Origin of the sequence: Yoonia sp. TsM2_T14_4, from assembly GCF_049602355.1 — a bacterium.
Taxonomy (GTDB): domain Bacteria; phylum Pseudomonadota; class Alphaproteobacteria; order Rhodobacterales; family Rhodobacteraceae; genus Yoonia; species Yoonia vestfoldensis_A.
Window position 1 is genome coordinate 1,676,637 of sequence record NZ_CP187137.1, and the last position, 15,883, is coordinate 1,692,519.

Consider the following 15,883-nt stretch of genomic DNA (forward strand, 5'->3'; position numbering starts at 1 on the left):
ACACCAGAGCCATGCCACCGCAATTCATCACAAGAGGATCAAAATCATGAGCGATGTTATCACCGAAGCCGTCAGTCAGCTGAACGCCAAGATGGGCGGGAATGGGTTCGACGGCAGTGCCAAATTCGTCATTGAGGACGAAGGCGCAATCATCATCGACCAGACCGGCGCACGCGCCGCCGATGACGACGCCGATGTGACCCTGACCGCCAGTGCGGATGTGTTCAAGGCGATCCTTGACGATGAATTGAACCCGACAACGGCCTTTATGACCGGCAAGCTCAGCGTTGACGGCGATATGGGCGTTGCCATGAAATTGACCAGCGTGCTTGGCTGATGGCACCCGCGGCCCCGTTTTTCGATGATGTCGCAAACGGCCCGGCGGGCGGGGCCGCGCATTGGCTGACCACCCGCGACAATAGGCGCATCCGCGCCGGTCACTGGCCGGGGGACGGGGCCAAAGGCACCGTGCTGATCTTTCCCGGCCGCACCGAATATATCGAAAAATACGGGATCACGGCACAGGCGCTCACGGCGGCAGGCTATAGCGTGCTGGCCGTAGACTGGCGCGGCCAGGGGCTGGCGGACCGGCTGATCAGCGATCCGAACCTCGGCCATATCGGCGATTTCGCGGATTATCAGCACGATGTGGCGGCTTTGCTGGACCATGCCATGGCGCTGGGCCTGCCGCGTCCGTTCTTTCTGATCGCCCATTCCATGGGGGGCTGCATCGGCCTGCGGTCGCTGATGAACGGCCTTGATGTCAAGGCTGTGATGTTTTCCGCGCCCATGTGGGGCATCCAGATGCCCCCTGCCACACGCGCCTTTGCCTGGGGCCTGACAACGCTCAGCCTGTCATTCAAATTTGACGAAAAACTGGTCCTCGGCCAATCCGCCACCAGCTATCCTTTGATCCAGCCCTTCGCAGGCAATATGCTGACCGATGATCCCGAAATCTACGCCGCCCTGCGCGGCCAGATCGCGGCGCATCCCGCCCTCGGCCTTGGCGGGCCTAGCTTACGATGGCTGAACAGATCGCTGCATGAAATGCGTGATCTCGCCCGCCTGCCCGCCCCAGCGACCCCCTGCATCACCTTTTTGGGCAGCAAGGAATCCATCGTCGACCCAGCGGCGATCCGCACCCGCATGGCGCGCTGGCGGGGCGGTGTGCTGCATGACATCAAGGGCGGCTTGCACGAAATGCTGATGGACAAACCTGCGATGCGCGACAGCGTCAATGCCACGACCATCGCACATTTCGACGCGCACCGCTGACGGCACAATCCACATCTTCTTATTTCAAAAAATACTCCCGCCGGAGGCTCAGGTCTCTCCCCCGCCACACAGGCCCGCCATTGGCAGACCGGTCAAAAACCCTATCTATGCATCATGGCGGATGTGCTGACCTTCACCGAGAGCGGGATCTACTGCCCCGCGGGCGATTTCTACATCGACCCCTGGCGCCGCGTGCCACGGGCGCTGATCACCCATGCGCATAGCGATCACGCCCGCTGGGGGATGGACAGCTATCTGGCCACCCCTACCACCGCCGCCGTCATGCGGCACCGGCTGGGCGATATCGCGGTGCAGACGATTGCCTATGACAGCGCCCTGCGCATCGGGGATGCAGTGGTGTCTTTCCACCCCGCAGGCCATGTGCCGGGATCGGCGCAGATCAGGGTGGCGGTCAAAGGGCAGGTCTGGGTCGTCTCGGGCGATTACAAGATTGTAGACGACGGGCTGTCCGAACCTTTCGCCCCCGTCCCCTGCCACGCCTTCATCACCGAATGCACCTTCGGGCTGCCGATTTTCAACTGGACGCCGCAGGATGTGCTGCGCGACCAGATCAACCGCTGGTGGGCCGAAAGTGCCGCCGCAGGCAAGACCGCAATCCTGGGGGCCTATGCCTTGGGCAAGGCGCAAAGGCTCTTGCGCCTGCTTGACCCTGCCATCGGGCCGATCCTGACACATGGCGCGGTGGAAAACACAAATGACGTGCTGCGCGGCATCGCCATCCCCCTGCCCGCCACCACCCGCGTCGATACCACCATGACCGCCAAATCCCACCCCGGTGCGTTGGTGCTGGCCACGCCTGCCGCGCTTGGCACGCCCTGGGCGCGGCGGTTCGGGCCATCCTCGACCGCCTTTGCCAGTGGCTGGATGGCCTTGCGCGGTGTGCGGCGCAGACGGGCGGCGGATCGGGGGTTCATCGTGTCCGACCATGCCGATTGGGCAGGGCTGAACACGGCGATCACCGCGACAGGGGCAGAGAAAATCTTTGTCACCCATGGCTATACCACCGCCTTTCAGCAATGGCTGCGCGAGCAGGGCCATGACGCGCATACCGTCAGCACCGATTACCAAGGCGAAGGGTTCGACAGCGGCGAGGATGCGGCATGAAAGCCTTCGCCACCCTGTTCAGCGCGCTTGACGAAAGCACCAAGACCAGCGCCAAGGTCGCGGCCTTGGCCGATTATTTCCGCACCGCGCCAGACAGTGACAAACTGTGGACCATAGCCCTGTTCACCGGACGCAGGCCGAAGCGGGTCATCACAGCCTCCAAATTGCGCCTCTGGGCGGCAGAGGTGGCAGGCCTGCCCGACTGGCTGTTCGAAGAAAGCTATAGCATCGTGGGCGATCTGGCCGAAACCATCGCACTCGTGCTGCCAGCGCCGCGCGCGACCAGCGACGCAAGCCTGACCGACTGGATCATGCATCTGCGCGCGCTGGGCATGCAGGATGATGACGCGCGCAAGGCCGGCATCATCGCCGCATGGGACCGGCTACCGCCTGCGGAACGGTTCTTGTTTACCAAGCTCTTGACGGGCGGTTTGCGCATCGGGGTCAGCGCGAAACTGATGACCCGCGCGCTGGCACATGCCACGGGCCAGCCGGAACCGGAACTGACCCATAAGCTGATGGGCAATTGGACGCCTGACAGCGTCACATGGGCCAGCCTGATCGAGGCGGATGATCCCGGCACCGACGCGTCGCGCCCTTATCCGTTCTATCTGGCGTACGGGTTGGAGGATCTCGCCACCCTCGGCCCGCCCGCCGATTGGTCGGCGGAACGCAAATGGGACGGGATCAGGGGGCAGTTCATCCTGCGCGGCGGCACCCATTACCTGTGGTCGCGCGGTGAAGACCTGATGACAGACCGCTTTCCCGAGCTTGCCCAGCTTTGCGATGCATTGCCCGACGGCACCGTGATCGACGGTGAGGTGCTGGCCTTTGCGGATGATGTCCCCCTGCCCTTTGCCGCTTTGCAAAAACGCATCGGGCGAAAAACAGTGCCGCGCAAATTGCTGACCGAGGCGCCCGTGATCCTGATGGCCTATGACCTTCTGGAACACGACGGGCGCGACATCCGCGCCTTGCCCTTTGCAGACAGACGCGCGGCCTTGGCAAGGCTCGTTGCGCGGGTTTCAACCAGCGCGCCGCTGCGCTTGTCCCCGCAGGTGACGTTTGGCACCTGGGACGATCTGGCCGCCGCACGCAGCCAGTCGCGGGATGTGGGGGCCGAAGGGCTGATGCTCAAACGCCACGACAGCCCCTATCTGGCAGGGCGCAAGAAAGGTGATTGGTGGAAATGGAAGGTCGATCCGCTGACCATTGATGCCGTGATGATCTATGCGCAATCGGGCAGCGGGCGGCGGGCCAATCTGTTCACCGATTACACCTTTGCCGTGCGCGATGGTGATGCAATGGTCCCCTTCACCAAAGCCTATTCCGGCCTGACCGATGCCGAATTCCGCCAGATCACTGCTTGGGTGCGCAAGAACACATTGCAAAAATTCGGCCCCGTCCGGCAGGTGCCGGCCGTCCATGTGTTCGAGATCGCCTTTGAAGGCATCAACGCAAGCCCGCGGCACAAATCCGGCGTCGCCTTGCGGTTTCCACGGATGTTGCGCTGGCGGCAGGACAAACCCGTAGCCGAGGCCAATACGCTTGACGATCTGCGCGAAATGCTGCGGCTTTACGGCTGACAGGGTTCCCTGCGCCAGTGCGACACTCTAAGTAATAGGCTAAACAGCAATGAAAGCCGCGCCATGCAAAACCCCGTCTATGATGCCAATACGTCTGGAAAAAACAGCTTTGGCGATCTGCCCGAATGGGACCTGACCGACCTTTATCCCAGCCCGGACAGCCCCGAAATCACCCGCGACATGGCATGGCTGGAAACCGAATGCGCAGCCTTTGCCGCCGATTATGAAGGCAAGCTTGCATCGCTGGACGCGGCGGGTTTGCTGGGCGCGGTACAACGCTATGAACAGATCGACGTGATTGCAGGGCGGATCATGTCATTTGCGGGCCTGCGCTATTACCAGATCACCACCGACAGCGATCGCGCCAAGTTCATGGCCGATTGTCAGGACAAGATCACCCGTTTCACCACGCCGCTGGTGTTCTACGGGCTGGAGTTCAACCGGCTGGAGGATATGCATCTGGCGGGTCTTTTGGCCGCCAATGCCGATCTGGCGCGCTATAAACCCGTATTCGACCGGATGCGCGCGATGAAACCGCATCAATTGTCCGACGAGCTGGAAAAATTCCTGCATGACCAATCCACCGTCGGGGCTGCCGCGTGGAACAGGCTGTTCGATGAAACCATGGCAGGGCTTGAATTTGTCGTGGACGGCGATGTGCTGAGCCTTGAAGGCACATTGAACCTTTTGACCGACCCTGACCGCGCCAAACGCGAGGCTGCGACCCATGCGCTGACGGCGGTTTTCCGCGAGAACATCAAGATCTTTGCCCGTGTCCACAACACGCTGGCCAAGGAAAAGGAAATCCACGACCGCTGGCGCAAGATGCCCAGCCCGCAGGCCGCGCGCCATCTGGCCAACCATGTCGAACCCGAAGTGGTCGAGGCCCTGCGCAACGCCGTCGTTGCCGCCTATCCGCGCCTGTCGCACCGGTACTATGCGCTGAAGGCCAAATGGCTGGGGCTGGACAGGATGCAGGTCTGGGACCGCAACGCGCCTTTGCCGATGGACCAGACCCGCGTGATCGGCTGGGAAGAGGCGCGCGACACCGTGCTGACCGCCTATGCCGGTTTCGATCCGCGCATGGCCGAAATCGCGGGCCGGTTTTTCGACAAAGGCTGGATTGATGCGGCCACCAAACCCGGCAAGGCGCCCGGTGCCTTTGCGCATCCCACGGTGACGCCGGTGCATCCCTATGTAATGCTGAACTACCTTGGCAAACCGCGCGATGTGATGACGCTGGCGCATGAACTGGGCCACGGCGTGCATCAGGTGCTGGCGGCCGAACAGGGCGAGCTTTTATCATCCACCCCGCTGACGCTGGCCGAAACGGCGTCGGTTTTTGGCGAGATGCTGACCTTCCGGCAGCTATTGGACAATGCCAAGACGCCGCAAGACCGCAAGGTGCTGCTGGCGGGCAAGGTCGAGGATATGATCAATACCGTGGTGCGCCAGATCGCGTTTTATGATTTCGAATGCAAGTTGCATGCGGCCCGCGCGACAGGCGAACTGACGCCGGATGACATCAACGCGCTGTGGATGTCGGTGCAGGCGCAAAGCCTTGGGCCGGTGTTCGATTTCGCGGATGGGTACGAGACCTTCTGGGCCTATATCCCGCATTTCGTGCATTCGCCATTCTACGTCTATGCCTATGCGTTTGGCGACGGGCTGGTGAACGCGCTATACGCTGTGTTCGAGGAAGGCGATCCCGATTTCCGTGACAAATATTTCGCGATGCTGCGCGCGGGTGGGTCCAAGCATCACAAGGACTTGCTGGCCCCGTTCGGGCTGGATGCCTCGGACCCTGCATTCTGGGACAAGGGGCTGGCGCTGATCGAAAGCATGATCGACGAGTTGGAGGCGCTGTAGCGCCAGCGCCTCCGGCGGGGGAGTATTTTTGGAAATAAGAAGTTGGGTGGCGCGTGGTTAACGCCGCGCGCCCGCCGCAAAGACCATGTCCATCATTGCCTGCGTACCGCGTGAGAATTCCAGCGCGCAAGGATAGCGGGCCGTGCCGCGCAGCGTATGGCCGAAGTTTTCGACTTGCACGATATAATGGTTCACGCCAGGCCAGCGTTCGCTGATGGTGCTGGTCCCGTCAGTTTCCAGTGTCAATTGCGCCATGTCGAAGACATTGGCGTTGAAAGGACAGGTCAGGCGCAAAATACCCTTGTCACCGTGAAAGGTGATTTGCTGGCGCGGATGCATCCGCATCGAGACAATGGCGGAATAGGTAAAATCGGGAAAACGCGCAGCGATCTGCGCGAAGACATCGACATCATTTTCCAGCCGCAAATCGGCGTAGGTGATCGCATCGGGTTCCTGTCCTGTCACGAAACGGGCGGCCCCAAAGGTGTAAACGCCAATGTCGCGCAGCGCGCCGCCTGCGGTTTCGGGCCGGTTGCGGATATTGGTCACATCATCCGCGTTATTATAGGTAAAGGTCGCATCGACATACATCAGCTTGCCAATCGCGCCTTGGGCATAAAGAGCGCGCGCGCGCGCAAATTGGGGGTGATGCACGATCATGAACGCCTCTGCTGCAAGCAGCCCCGCCGCATCGCGCGCAGCGATCAGCCGGTCGTAATCCGCCGCCGCCAGCCCCATGGGTTTTTCGCACAACACGTGTTTGCCAGCGGCCAACGCCTTGAGCGACCAATCCACATGCAGATGGTTGGGCAGCGGGATATAGACCGCATCAACAGCCGGATCGGCCAAGAGCGCATCATAGCTGTCATGCACAATGACGTGCGGCGCGAAATCCGCGAAATGTGCCGCCTTGGCGGGGCTGGATGTGGCCAGCGCGTAAAGCTCGGCTCCTTTGGCGGCATGGATGGCAGGGCCCATGAAACGGCGGGCGAAATCGGCGGCACCCAGAATGCCCCAGCGGATTGGTGTCATGGTCATCTCCCTTTTGAGAATGCTAGCGCTATCATCCGGCCGCTGCCATTCCCCTTTCCCATCTTCCGAGAAAAAATATCCCCGCCGGAGGCTCCGACGGGGATCACAGGGACGACGGGTCGCGGAAAAGTTCAGGCGCTTTCCAGCATGCCTTTTTCGCGCGCCAGCTGGGTCATGCGCGATTGCAGCTTTTCAAACGCCCGCACTTCGATCTGGCGGATCCGTTCGCGGCTGACCTCGTAGCGCGCGCTCAGATCTTCGAGGGTGACGGTTTCTTCGGCCAGACGGCGCTGCACCAGAATATCCTTTTCACGCGGGTTCAGCACGGTCATGGCTTCGACCAACAGGGCACGGCGGGCGTCGAGTTCGTCATGTTCCTCGTAATCGGCGGCGGTATTGGCGCTGTCGTCTTCGAGCCAGTCCTGCCATTGCATCGACCCTTCACCGTCTGAGCCGATCTGCGCGTTCAGCGAGGCATCGCCCCCCGACAGGCGGCGGTTCATCGAGATCACCTCGTCCTCGGTCACGCCAAGATCATTGGCGATCTGTTTGACGTTCTCGGGGCGCAAATCGCCTTCTTCCAGCGCGCCAATGCGGTTCTTTGCCTTGCGCAGGTTGAAAAACAGTTTCTTCTGCGCCGATGTCGTGCCCATTTTCACCAGCGACCAGGACCGCAGGATATATTCCTGGATCGAGGCGCGGATCCACCACATCGCATAAGTCGCCAGGCGGAAACCCTTTTCGGGGTCGAACCGTTTGACCGCCTGCATCAGGCCCACATTCGCCTCCGATATCACCTCGGCCTGCGGCAGGCCGTAGCCGCGATAGCCCATGGCGATCTTGGCAGCCAGTCGCAGGTGCGATGTCACCATCTTATGCGCGGCTTCGGTGTCTTCGTGGTCCACCCAGCGTTTGGCCAGCATGTATTCTTCTTCGGGTTCCAGCATCGGGAACTTGCGGATTTCCTGCATATAGCGGTTCAATCCACCTTCAGGGGTTGGTGCGGGAAGATTTTTATAGTCGCTCACTGTCGTGCCCTCCATTATGTATAAAGGCTTAACATAGATATGGTCGCGCTGCGGCCATTTTCAAGTCTCGGTCTTTACTTCTGGTCAACACAATATGAACCATTCAGTTCAGTTTTGCGAGTGGCCTTTGTGTGCGCTCACGCAGATGGGATAGCGTATTTCAGACCGGCGCGCCCATTGCCGCCAGCAATGCTTGCATATCCGCAGGCAAAGGTGCTGAAAATTCGAGGAATTCTTCGGTCACCGGATGTACGAAACCCAAGGTCGCGGCATGCAGCGCCTGACGCGGAAAGGCAGCGACGGCGGCGACGCCGGCCTCGCCCAATGCTTTGGGCGACATCTTGCGCCGGCTGCCATAGGTCGGATCACCGATCAGCGCATGGCCGCAATGGGCCAGATGCACGCGGATCTGATGCGTGCGGCCAGTTTCCAGCCAGCATTCGACAAGCGCCGCGACAGGCATTGCGCCCAAGGCGGCAAGGATTCGCACCCGTGTCACAGCGTGCCGCCCGGCGGTAAAGGACACCGCCTGCCGCTGCCTGTCGGTGCGGTGCCGGCCCAGCTGGGTCTGGATTTTCAGAATGTTGCCGGGTTCAAAGGACGTGCCCTTGATGCCGCGCAGGCGGGGGTCATTGGCCTCTGGCACGCCATAGCAGACAGCAATATAGCGCCGTTCCACCGTGTGATCGGCGAATTGATCGGCCAGATGATGATGCGCGCGGTCGGATTTTGCCACGACCAGCAGGCCCGACGTGTCCTTGTCGATCCGGTGGACGATGCCGGGGCGTTTGAGGCCGCCCACGCCCGACAGGCTGTCGCCGCAATGGTGGATCAGCGCGTTGACCAATGTGCCATCCGCCGTGCCGGGGGCGGGATGCACGACCATGCCGGCGGGTTTGTTGATCACGATCAGGTCGTCATCCTCAAACACCACATCCAGCGTGATATCCTGCGCCTCGATATGGCTTTCGACAGCGACGGCGACGGTGACCGCGACTTGCGCGCCCTCAGCGATGCGAAAACGCGGGTCGGTGACCACCTGCCCGTCCACGGCCACAGCGCCATCCGCGATCAGCCGGGCCAGACGCGACCGGCTGAGCGCGGCATCATCCGGCACGTCGCGGCCAAGCGCCTTGTCCAGCCGTGGCGGCGGGTTTTGGGCAATCGTGAATGTGATCAGGGTCGGCCCCATCAAGTTCTCCGTCATCATCTGCGGGCTGAAAAGGGGGTGGTACCACCTGCTGGTCTCGAACCAGCGACCTCTTGATCCACAATCAAGCGCTCTAACCAACTGAGCTAAGGCGGCACTGGCGCCGGATTTAGCTGCATGACCGCATGATTGCAAGGGCTAGTCACGGCTTTTCGCGCGCGGCACTTGCCAAGCGATCGCGCAGCGCTGTAGGCAGGCAAAAGACAGTAAGGAACAGATCATGGGTATCAACAGCGAACGCGATATCGAGGCCAATATGCAGATCGGCCCGACCGAACTGGGCATGGTGCGCATTTTCATCGAGGCCGGCGACACAGAGATCCCGATGGATTTCGAACCCGAAGAGGCCGAGGAAATCGCCGACGAGATCCGCGCCGCAGCCCAAGCCGCACGCGCCGTCAAAAAGCGCTGACAAAGCCCGGATCGCGCGCCATCTGCGCGCGGATCGCGGCATGGCGCGCGAATTTCTGCGTCAGCATCTTGCGCCGTGCGGGTGGCAACGGCCGGTCCGGCCCCATCCGCAGGATTTCGGCATCATAGCTGTCGGCAATGATCAGCCCGGTATCATCAGGCAGCAAATCCAGCGGAAACGCGGCATCTACCGCCCAGAAAAACCGGTCGCACCACGCCAGATAGCCCTGCCATTTGCGGTCGGTCTGAAAATCGGTGCGGCTGGATTTGCATTCGATCACCCAGATTTCACCTTTCGGCCCCAGCGCCATGACATCGACGCGCAGACCCGAGGTCGGCACCAATTCCTCGACGCTGACGAAATCATGGCCGCGCAAATGGCGACAGACGCCCCGGGCGAGGCTCTGGCCGGGTTGCAGGGCGGAAGAGGCAAAGCCGGAAGACATGCCGCGATATTGAACAAGAGGGGAACAGATTGCAATCGCGCGGCGGCTGGCCTGCGTTGCATAAGGTCAAACATCGGGTGATCTTTAGAATTTGGTCAGGTTTCGCTGCTATCCTGCACCCCAGTTACAAAGGGCGCTGACATGTCACTGATCGCCAGTATCACTTTTTTCGAAACCTGCATGGCGCTGCTGACCATCGCTCTGGCTGAACGGGTGCTGCTGGGCTATGCGCCCGCCGCCATGGTCGGCCGTGATGGCTGGTTGATCCGTGGGGATATCGAAGAATAAGATCACGCCACTTGTGGAACCCCGCATTGCGCCCTAACTGTCTGTCAGACGGGTTTCTGCGCTGCATGTATACCATCGGTACAAATCCAGTGGCCTTAAGCAACTCCGAGGGAGCTGGCTCTGTTCTGGCCCTGGTCAGTCTACCTGGCGCCCACCTGTAAAAACAGGTCCTCGGGATTAGCTACCGCTACGGCAGATGTGGTGCCCGTCGCCTACCGCCCACGCCGCGGCCCGGCGGTCACGCGGATCGGGATCAATTGCCCGCCCGACTGTTCATCGTCATCATCATCCTGCGCATTCAGCATGATCGAGATCGCGAATTGCACGCTGCCGAAAACGGTGCCGTGAAAGAACCACAGCAAGAACAGCGCCAGCCAGCCGATATCGGAATTGGCCACCAGGCTGCCAAGGCGCGCCACATCATACCAAAGCAGCATCGCCACAAAGACCGCCGCGATCACAAAACCCACCGCGCAATGGCGCAGGTAAAGCCGCATCAGATCTGGTTCCTGGTCATGTGTCATGGCAGCGCCCCCTTGTGATCTTTAGCTAAGCCATGCGCGCCGAAAAACAAGCCATGGCCTGATCGCGCGCCCTGCTGCCCCCGTCCTTTGCCGCCCGGCACGACCCCGCAGGCAGCGCGCGGGCTGCGATGATCTTAATCACTTGTTCATATTAATGTCCGCCATCGGCCCCAGAATGGTCTGATTTCAACACAATATCCGGCGCTGACGTGATGATCGGGTGACGTCACGGTTCACCAATAAACGAGGGAATGAGTATCATGAAAACCATCACCAAGCGCCTGTCACGCGCCAGCGCACCAAAACAGGCAGCCTGTGCCATCAGCATCGCCATGATGATTGCCGCAGCACCGGCATCTGCCGATCCGACCATCGGGTTTGGCCTGTCGGTCAGCTATGGCCCGCAGAGCATTGATACAGGTCTCGGCGTCAGGATCTTTTCGGATAACGAAGATGACAGCAACGTGGCCACGATCGGTCTGGATTACATGCTGGTCAGCCAATCCTGGCGCGCCACCATCGGTGCGGCACATCTATATGATGAAACCTATTTCGGCCTTGATCTGGGGTTTGACGGGACGTTCGATTTCGGCGTCGCGGCAGGGTTGCTGAGAGAGGAGACCGAGCAAGTCTTTGCGCAGCAGACTGGCCTGGTACCGGTCATCCCGGACCAGCAGCCGCGCTAAGGGTTCGTAAGGACAGATTGGCTTTGACGCCAGGCTTTGGTGCGCGGCATCGGGATCATATCGGTCCGGATGCCGCGCAAGCGCCGCATATCCAAACCCTTTGCCCGGCAATCGCAGGCAGGCTCAGAATGCCTCTGGCTGTGCTTGGCGGGCCATATGGTCCAGCACGGCATTGACGAATTTCGGTTCCTTGCCGTCATGCGAAAACGCCTCGGCCACAGCGACGAATTCGCTGATCACCACCTTGGGCGGCGTGTCCTTGTCCAACAGCTCTGCCCCTGCCGCGCGAAACAATGCGCGCCATGTGGGGTCGATCCGCGCGATCGGCCATTTCTCTACCAATGCGCGGTCGGTCATCTGGTCGATGCTGGCCTGCAGATCGACGGCGCGGTCCATCATGCGCCGAAAGGTATCGACATCGCCTTCGACCAGTTCGACATCGTCGATGATCTCGCCGAAACGGTGGTCTTCGAATTCGCGCACGATGCCTTCGACGGTCTGGCCAGTGGCTTCCATCTGGAAAAGGGCCTGCACGGCGTAAAACCGTGCAGCGGATTTCATCTTGCGGCGCTGGTTATTGGAAATCGTCATGCGGTTGTATGACCTGTCATCAGGATGTCGCGGGTAAAGCCCACGCCTTTTTCAGCTTTGCCCCATTTGCGCGCCAGCGCCACCAGATGCAACGCCGCCGCAGCAGCACCGCCGCCTTTGTTCATCTGTGCTGCATCCGCACGCACGACCGCCTGGGCATAGTTTTCCACGGTCAGGATGCCGTTGCCGATACACAGGCCCTGCAGTCCCAACAATTGCAGCGCGCGGCTGCTGTCGTTGCAGACGGTGTCGTAATGCGTTGTCTCGCCCCGGATCACACAGCCAAGCGCGACATAGCCGTCAAAATCGCTCATCCGTGCGGCAATGCCGATGGCGGTGGGAATTTCCAGCGCACCGGGGACATGCACGATCTCATGGCTGGCACCGGCCTTTGCAATCTCGGCCAAGGCTCCGGCGATCTGGTGGTCGCTGATATCCTTGTAATAGGGCGAGGCGGCGATCAGGATCTTCACCGGCTTGTCAAACTCTGGCAACGGCAGGATATGGTGTGAGGGTCCGGCCATCAACCAATCTCCGAAATTTTGCGCGTGCCGACGATTTCGAGACCATAAGCATCAAGGCCCACGACACGCGGCTTGGGTGAATTGGTCAGCAGCGTGATGTCATGCAGGCCCAGCGCCGACAGGATCTGCGCGCCAAGGCCGTACTGGCGCAGCGTCTGGGGTGTCGCCTCTTCGCTTGGATCAAGTTTCATCTGCAGGTCGCGCAGCAAGACCAGCGCGCCACGCCCTTCATCGGCGATCAGCTGCATGGCATCGCCGAATTCGTTGCGCCGCCCCTTGGGGCCGACACCGACAACATCCAGCATCGGGTCCAGCGCATGCATCCGTACCAGCACAGGGTCAGGCGTGGTGATATCACCTTTGATCAGCGCGATATGTTCGGCACCTTGAGTTTCATCGACGAAAATCCGCATCTCCCAGTCACCGCCGAATTCGGATGTGATGGTCTGGCTGTCGCGCAACACAACCAGATTATCATGGCGGCGGCGATAGGCGATCAGATCGCTGATCGTGCCGATCTTCAGCCCGTGCAATTGCGCAAAGGCGACAAGATCGGGCAGACGCGCCATTTCGCCGTCTTCTTTCATGATCTCGCAGATCACGCCCGACGGGTTTAGCCCCGCCAGACGGCTGATATCGACAGCAGCCTCGGTATGGCCGGCACGGACAAGCACACCGCCGTCGCGCGCGCGCAGCGGGAACACATGGCCCGGCGTGGCGATATCGGCCGCGCCCTTGGCCGCGTCGATCGCCACCGACACGGTGCGCGCACGGTCGGCCGCTGAAATGCCGGTGCTGACGCCTTCGCGCGCTTCGATGCTGACGGTAAAGGCTGTTTCATGGCGCGATGAATTGTTGGACGCCATCAAAGGCAGGCCCAGCGCGTCGATCCGGCTGCCGGGCAGCGACAGACAGATAAGCCCACGCCCGTGCTTGGCCATGAAATTGATCGCGTCAGGTGTGGCCATCTGCGCAGGGATCACCAGATCGCCTTCGTTCTCGCGGTCCTCGTGATCGACAAGGATGAACATCCGCCCGTTGCGGGCATCATCGATGATATCCTCGATCTTGCTGATCGCATCGGACCAGTCTTGTTCAACCGGACCCGGTGTTTCGAAAGTGATGGACATATGCGACCCCGCAGCTTGGTTGCCTGCCAGATAGCCCAGCATCCACGGTTTGAAAAGGGGCGCAGGTCGCAGCGTGGGTCTTGACCCACCTTACGCCAAAAACGCCACAGCCCTACAGGGCCGCGTGATCAGGCGTAATCCTGCAACCGCGCGACATAGCGGGCCATCGTATCAATCTCGATATTGATCAAATCACCCACCGCAACATCACCCCATGTCGTGGCGGTCTTGGTATGGGGGATGAAATTGATCCCGAAATCGCGGCCCGCAACCTCGTTCACGGTCAGCGATGTGCCATCCAGCGCCACCGACCCTTTGGGCGCGATGAACCGCGCCAGCGCCTCTGGCGCGCGGAATGTCACGCGGGTGCTGTCACCTTCATCGCACATCGCCACAACCTCGGCCACGCCATCGACATGGCCTGACACAATATGCCCGCCCAATTCGTCACCCACCTTCAGCGCGCGTTCAAGGTTCAGCATTTTGCCGACCGTCCAGCCACTGACATTTGTGGCCCCCACGGTTTCCGCCGAAATCTGCACGTCGAACCAGTTCTGCGGATCACGGCCCAATGCGATCACCGTCAGGCAGACCCCATTACAAGCAATCGACGCCCCGATGTCGATCCCTGCCACGTCATAGCCAGTGCCGATCCGCGCGCGCAGATCGCCCTGCTGGTCCAATGCCAGCACCCGCCCGATATCGGTGACAATTCCTGTGAACATGCGCTTTCCTTTCCGCTTGCCCCTGACCTAGCGGCTTGCAGGCGTGCAGGCAAGCAGGCGGCTTGCCGCATTACCGCCAGAATTGCCGTGTTAAGCTGGCGTTTAGTTTGTTCAGTCAGTTCAGTGTTATGAGTTCCCAACGCCGCTTCCTTTTCCTGCAGGGGCCGCATGGCCCGTTCTTTCGCCAGATCGCGGCGGCCCTGCGCACATCAGGGGCCGATGTCTGGCGCGTCGGGTTCAACGCGGGCGATGCGGCTTTCTGGTGGCGCAGCCCCGGCTATCTGCCGTTTCGCGACAATCCTGACGCATGGCCCAGCGCATTGGCCGACACCCTGCGCGACAAACAGATCACCGATATCGTCCTTTACGGCGACACCCGCCCGATCCATGCCGAGGCGGTGCGCCAGGCCCGCGCCACCGGTCTGCGCATCCATGTCTTTGAAGAAGGCTATCTGCGCCCCTATTGGGTGACCTATGAACGCGGCGGCAGCAACGGACATTCGCAGCTACGCAGCCTCAGCATCGCTGACATGCGCGCGCATTTGGCCCAGCCGGGGCAAGACCAGCCGACGCCGCCGTCCCATTGGGGCGACATGCGCCAGCATATCTTTTACGGCGCGCTCTATCATTGGTTCGTGATGTTCCGAAACGCAAGTTATCCGCAATTCCGCCCGCATCGCGCCCTGCCGGTGCGCACCGAGGCGCAGCTTTACACAGGCCGTCTGCTGATGATGCCGATTATGGCGCTGCTGCGCGGGCTGGCCACCTTGCGGATCAAGGCGGGCGGCTATCCCTATCACATGGCGCTGCTGCAACTGGAGCATGACTCAAGCTTTCAGATTCATTCACCGTTCCGCGACATGGAAAGCTTTATCGACGTGGTCATCGCCGGTTTTGCCAAAGGCGCACCGGCGGGCCATCATCTTGTCTTCAAGACGCATCCGCTGGAAAACGGGCGCAAACCGCTGCGCCGCCTGATCCGGCAGGCAGCAACAGCGCAGGGTATCGCGCATCGCGTGCATTTTGTGCGCGGTGGCAAACTGGCGCGATTGCTCGATTCCGCACTCTCGGCGGTGACGGTCAATTCTACCGCGGGCCAGCAGGTGCTATGGCGCGGGATCCCATTGCGGATTTTCGGCGCAGCAGTCTATGACAAGCCGCAATTCGTGTCCGACCAACCGCTGCCCGCCTTTTTCGCCGCCCCGTGCCCCCCCGACACCCAAGCCTATCGCGATTTCCGGAAATTCCTTTTGCAAACCAGTCAGGTACCCGGCGGGTTCTATTCCGCCAAGGGCCGGCGCAACCTGATCCGGCATGTCGTCCCGATGATGCTGGCCGAAGCGGGTCCCTATGCCGCACCTTGCGGCGATGATCAGGCGCACGATCTGCAAACCGCCGCGCTGGCCAAGACACAGCGCGTGGCCTAGCCTGCC

Annotated in this window: 18 protein-coding genes and 1 tRNA gene; 9 read left to right on the top strand and 10 right to left on the bottom strand. The window is 61.0% G+C overall.

Translation table 11 applies throughout. The annotated features are described in order from the left end of the window. Window positions 1-46 precede the first annotated feature (46 nt). The 5 genes from ACPF9B_RS08210 to ACPF9B_RS08230 all read left to right on the top strand — a co-directional run bounded on the left by ACPF9B_RS08210 (window position 47) and on the right by ACPF9B_RS08230 (window position 5,855). A complete protein-coding gene (locus tag ACPF9B_RS08210; protein WP_424176631.1) occupies window positions 47-337 on the top strand; it encodes an SCP2 sterol-binding domain-containing protein in 291 nt (96 codons plus the stop codon). Then, on the top strand, window positions 337-1,275 hold the full coding sequence (locus tag ACPF9B_RS08215; protein WP_424176633.1) for an alpha/beta fold hydrolase: 939 nt from the start codon (window positions 337-339) through the stop codon (window positions 1,273-1,275). The genes ACPF9B_RS08210 and ACPF9B_RS08215 overlap by 1 nt, the downstream gene beginning before the upstream one ends. 114 nt (window positions 1,276-1,389) lie before the next feature. Beyond that, a complete protein-coding gene (locus tag ACPF9B_RS08220; protein WP_424176635.1) occupies window positions 1,390-2,400 on the top strand; it encodes a ligase-associated DNA damage response exonuclease in 1,011 nt (336 codons plus the stop codon). After that, window positions 2,397-3,986 (top strand): ATP-dependent DNA ligase, encoded by a 1,590-nt coding sequence (locus tag ACPF9B_RS08225; protein WP_424176637.1) that lies wholly within the window; start codon window positions 2,397-2,399, stop codon window positions 3,984-3,986. The genes ACPF9B_RS08220 and ACPF9B_RS08225 overlap by 4 nt, the downstream gene beginning before the upstream one ends. A 63-nt stretch (window positions 3,987-4,049) precedes the next feature. After that, window positions 4,050-5,855, top strand: coding sequence for a M3 family oligoendopeptidase (locus ACPF9B_RS08230; protein ID WP_424176639.1), 1,806 nt, complete (start codon window positions 4,050-4,052; stop codon window positions 5,853-5,855). A gap of 57 nt (window positions 5,856-5,912) precedes the next feature. Here ACPF9B_RS08230 and ACPF9B_RS08235 read toward each other — a convergent pair whose 3' ends face one another. The 4 genes from ACPF9B_RS08235 to ACPF9B_RS08250 form a co-directional block, all read right to left on the bottom strand. Beyond that, window positions 5,913-6,887 carry a Gfo/Idh/MocA family protein gene (locus tag ACPF9B_RS08235; RefSeq protein WP_424176641.1) on the bottom strand — a complete coding sequence of 325 codons (975 nt, stop codon included), beginning with the start codon at window positions 6,885-6,887 and terminating at the stop codon, window positions 5,913-5,915. Window positions 6,888-7,018: 131 nt separating this feature from the next. Beyond that, window positions 7,019-7,915, bottom strand: coding sequence for an RNA polymerase sigma factor RpoH (rpoH, locus tag ACPF9B_RS08240; RefSeq protein WP_424176643.1), 897 nt, complete (start codon window positions 7,913-7,915; stop codon window positions 7,019-7,021). A gap of 160 nt (window positions 7,916-8,075) precedes the next feature. Next, window positions 8,076-9,107, bottom strand: coding sequence for an RluA family pseudouridine synthase (locus tag ACPF9B_RS08245; RefSeq protein WP_424176645.1), 1,032 nt, complete (start codon window positions 9,105-9,107; stop codon window positions 8,076-8,078). Between the two features lie 37 nt (window positions 9,108-9,144). Then, window positions 9,145-9,221 (bottom strand) — tRNA-His (locus ACPF9B_RS08250). Window positions 9,222-9,345: 124 nt separating this feature from the next. Between ACPF9B_RS08250 and ACPF9B_RS08255 the strand changes: the two genes are divergently transcribed. After that, window positions 9,346-9,537 carry a DUF6324 family protein gene (locus tag ACPF9B_RS08255; protein ID WP_007204361.1) on the top strand — a complete coding sequence of 64 codons (192 nt, stop codon included), beginning with the start codon at window positions 9,346-9,348 and terminating at the stop codon, window positions 9,535-9,537. On the opposite strand, the gene ACPF9B_RS08260 is transcribed toward ACPF9B_RS08255, so the two are convergent. Next, window positions 9,524-9,982, bottom strand: a complete 459-nt coding sequence (locus ACPF9B_RS08260) for an MmcB family DNA repair protein (protein WP_424176647.1) — start codon at window positions 9,980-9,982, stop codon at window positions 9,524-9,526. The genes ACPF9B_RS08255 and ACPF9B_RS08260 overlap by 14 nt on opposite strands. Window positions 9,983-10,123: 141 nt before the next feature. Between ACPF9B_RS08260 and ACPF9B_RS08265 the strand changes: the two genes are divergently transcribed. Next, complete coding sequence (locus ACPF9B_RS08265) at window positions 10,124-10,270, top strand: hypothetical protein (protein ID WP_204248661.1); 147 nt, start codon at window positions 10,124-10,126, stop codon at window positions 10,268-10,270. 212 nt (window positions 10,271-10,482) lie between these two features. On the opposite strand, the gene ACPF9B_RS08270 is transcribed toward ACPF9B_RS08265, so the two are convergent. Then, a complete protein-coding gene (locus ACPF9B_RS08270) occupies window positions 10,483-10,794 on the bottom strand; it encodes a hypothetical protein (RefSeq protein ID WP_424176650.1) in 312 nt (103 codons plus the stop codon). Between the two features lie 260 nt (window positions 10,795-11,054). Here ACPF9B_RS08270 and ACPF9B_RS08275 point away from each other — a divergent pair, with 260 nt between their 5' ends. Then, a complete protein-coding gene (locus ACPF9B_RS08275; RefSeq protein WP_424176652.1) occupies window positions 11,055-11,480 on the top strand; it encodes a hypothetical protein in 426 nt (141 codons plus the stop codon). 123 nt (window positions 11,481-11,603) lie between these two features. On the opposite strand, the gene nusB is transcribed toward ACPF9B_RS08275, so the two are convergent. From nusB to ACPF9B_RS08295, 4 genes are all read right to left on the bottom strand, one after another. Continuing rightward, window positions 11,604-12,071, bottom strand: coding sequence for a transcription antitermination factor NusB (gene nusB, locus ACPF9B_RS08280; protein WP_007204356.1), 468 nt, complete (start codon window positions 12,069-12,071; stop codon window positions 11,604-11,606). Then, window positions 12,068-12,595, bottom strand: coding sequence for a 6,7-dimethyl-8-ribityllumazine synthase (locus ACPF9B_RS08285; RefSeq protein ID WP_007204355.1), 528 nt, complete (start codon window positions 12,593-12,595; stop codon window positions 12,068-12,070). Before ACPF9B_RS08285 ends, nusB begins: the two co-directional genes overlap by 4 nt. Further along, entirely contained in the window at window positions 12,595-13,725 is a 1,131-nt protein-coding gene (ribB, locus tag ACPF9B_RS08290; protein ID WP_207327907.1) for a 3,4-dihydroxy-2-butanone-4-phosphate synthase, read from the bottom strand. Before ribB ends, ACPF9B_RS08285 begins: the two co-directional genes overlap by 1 nt. A 128-nt stretch (window positions 13,726-13,853) precedes the next feature. Then, window positions 13,854-14,450 (bottom strand): riboflavin synthase, encoded by a 597-nt coding sequence (locus ACPF9B_RS08295; RefSeq protein ID WP_424176655.1) that lies wholly within the window; start codon window positions 14,448-14,450, stop codon window positions 13,854-13,856. Between the two features lie 128 nt (window positions 14,451-14,578). On the opposite strand from ACPF9B_RS08295, the gene ACPF9B_RS08300 reads away from it, so the two are divergent. Then, on the top strand, window positions 14,579-15,877 hold the full coding sequence (locus ACPF9B_RS08300; RefSeq protein ID WP_424176657.1) for a capsule biosynthesis protein: 1,299 nt from the start codon (window positions 14,579-14,581) through the stop codon (window positions 15,875-15,877). Window positions 15,878-15,883 lie beyond the last annotated feature (6 nt).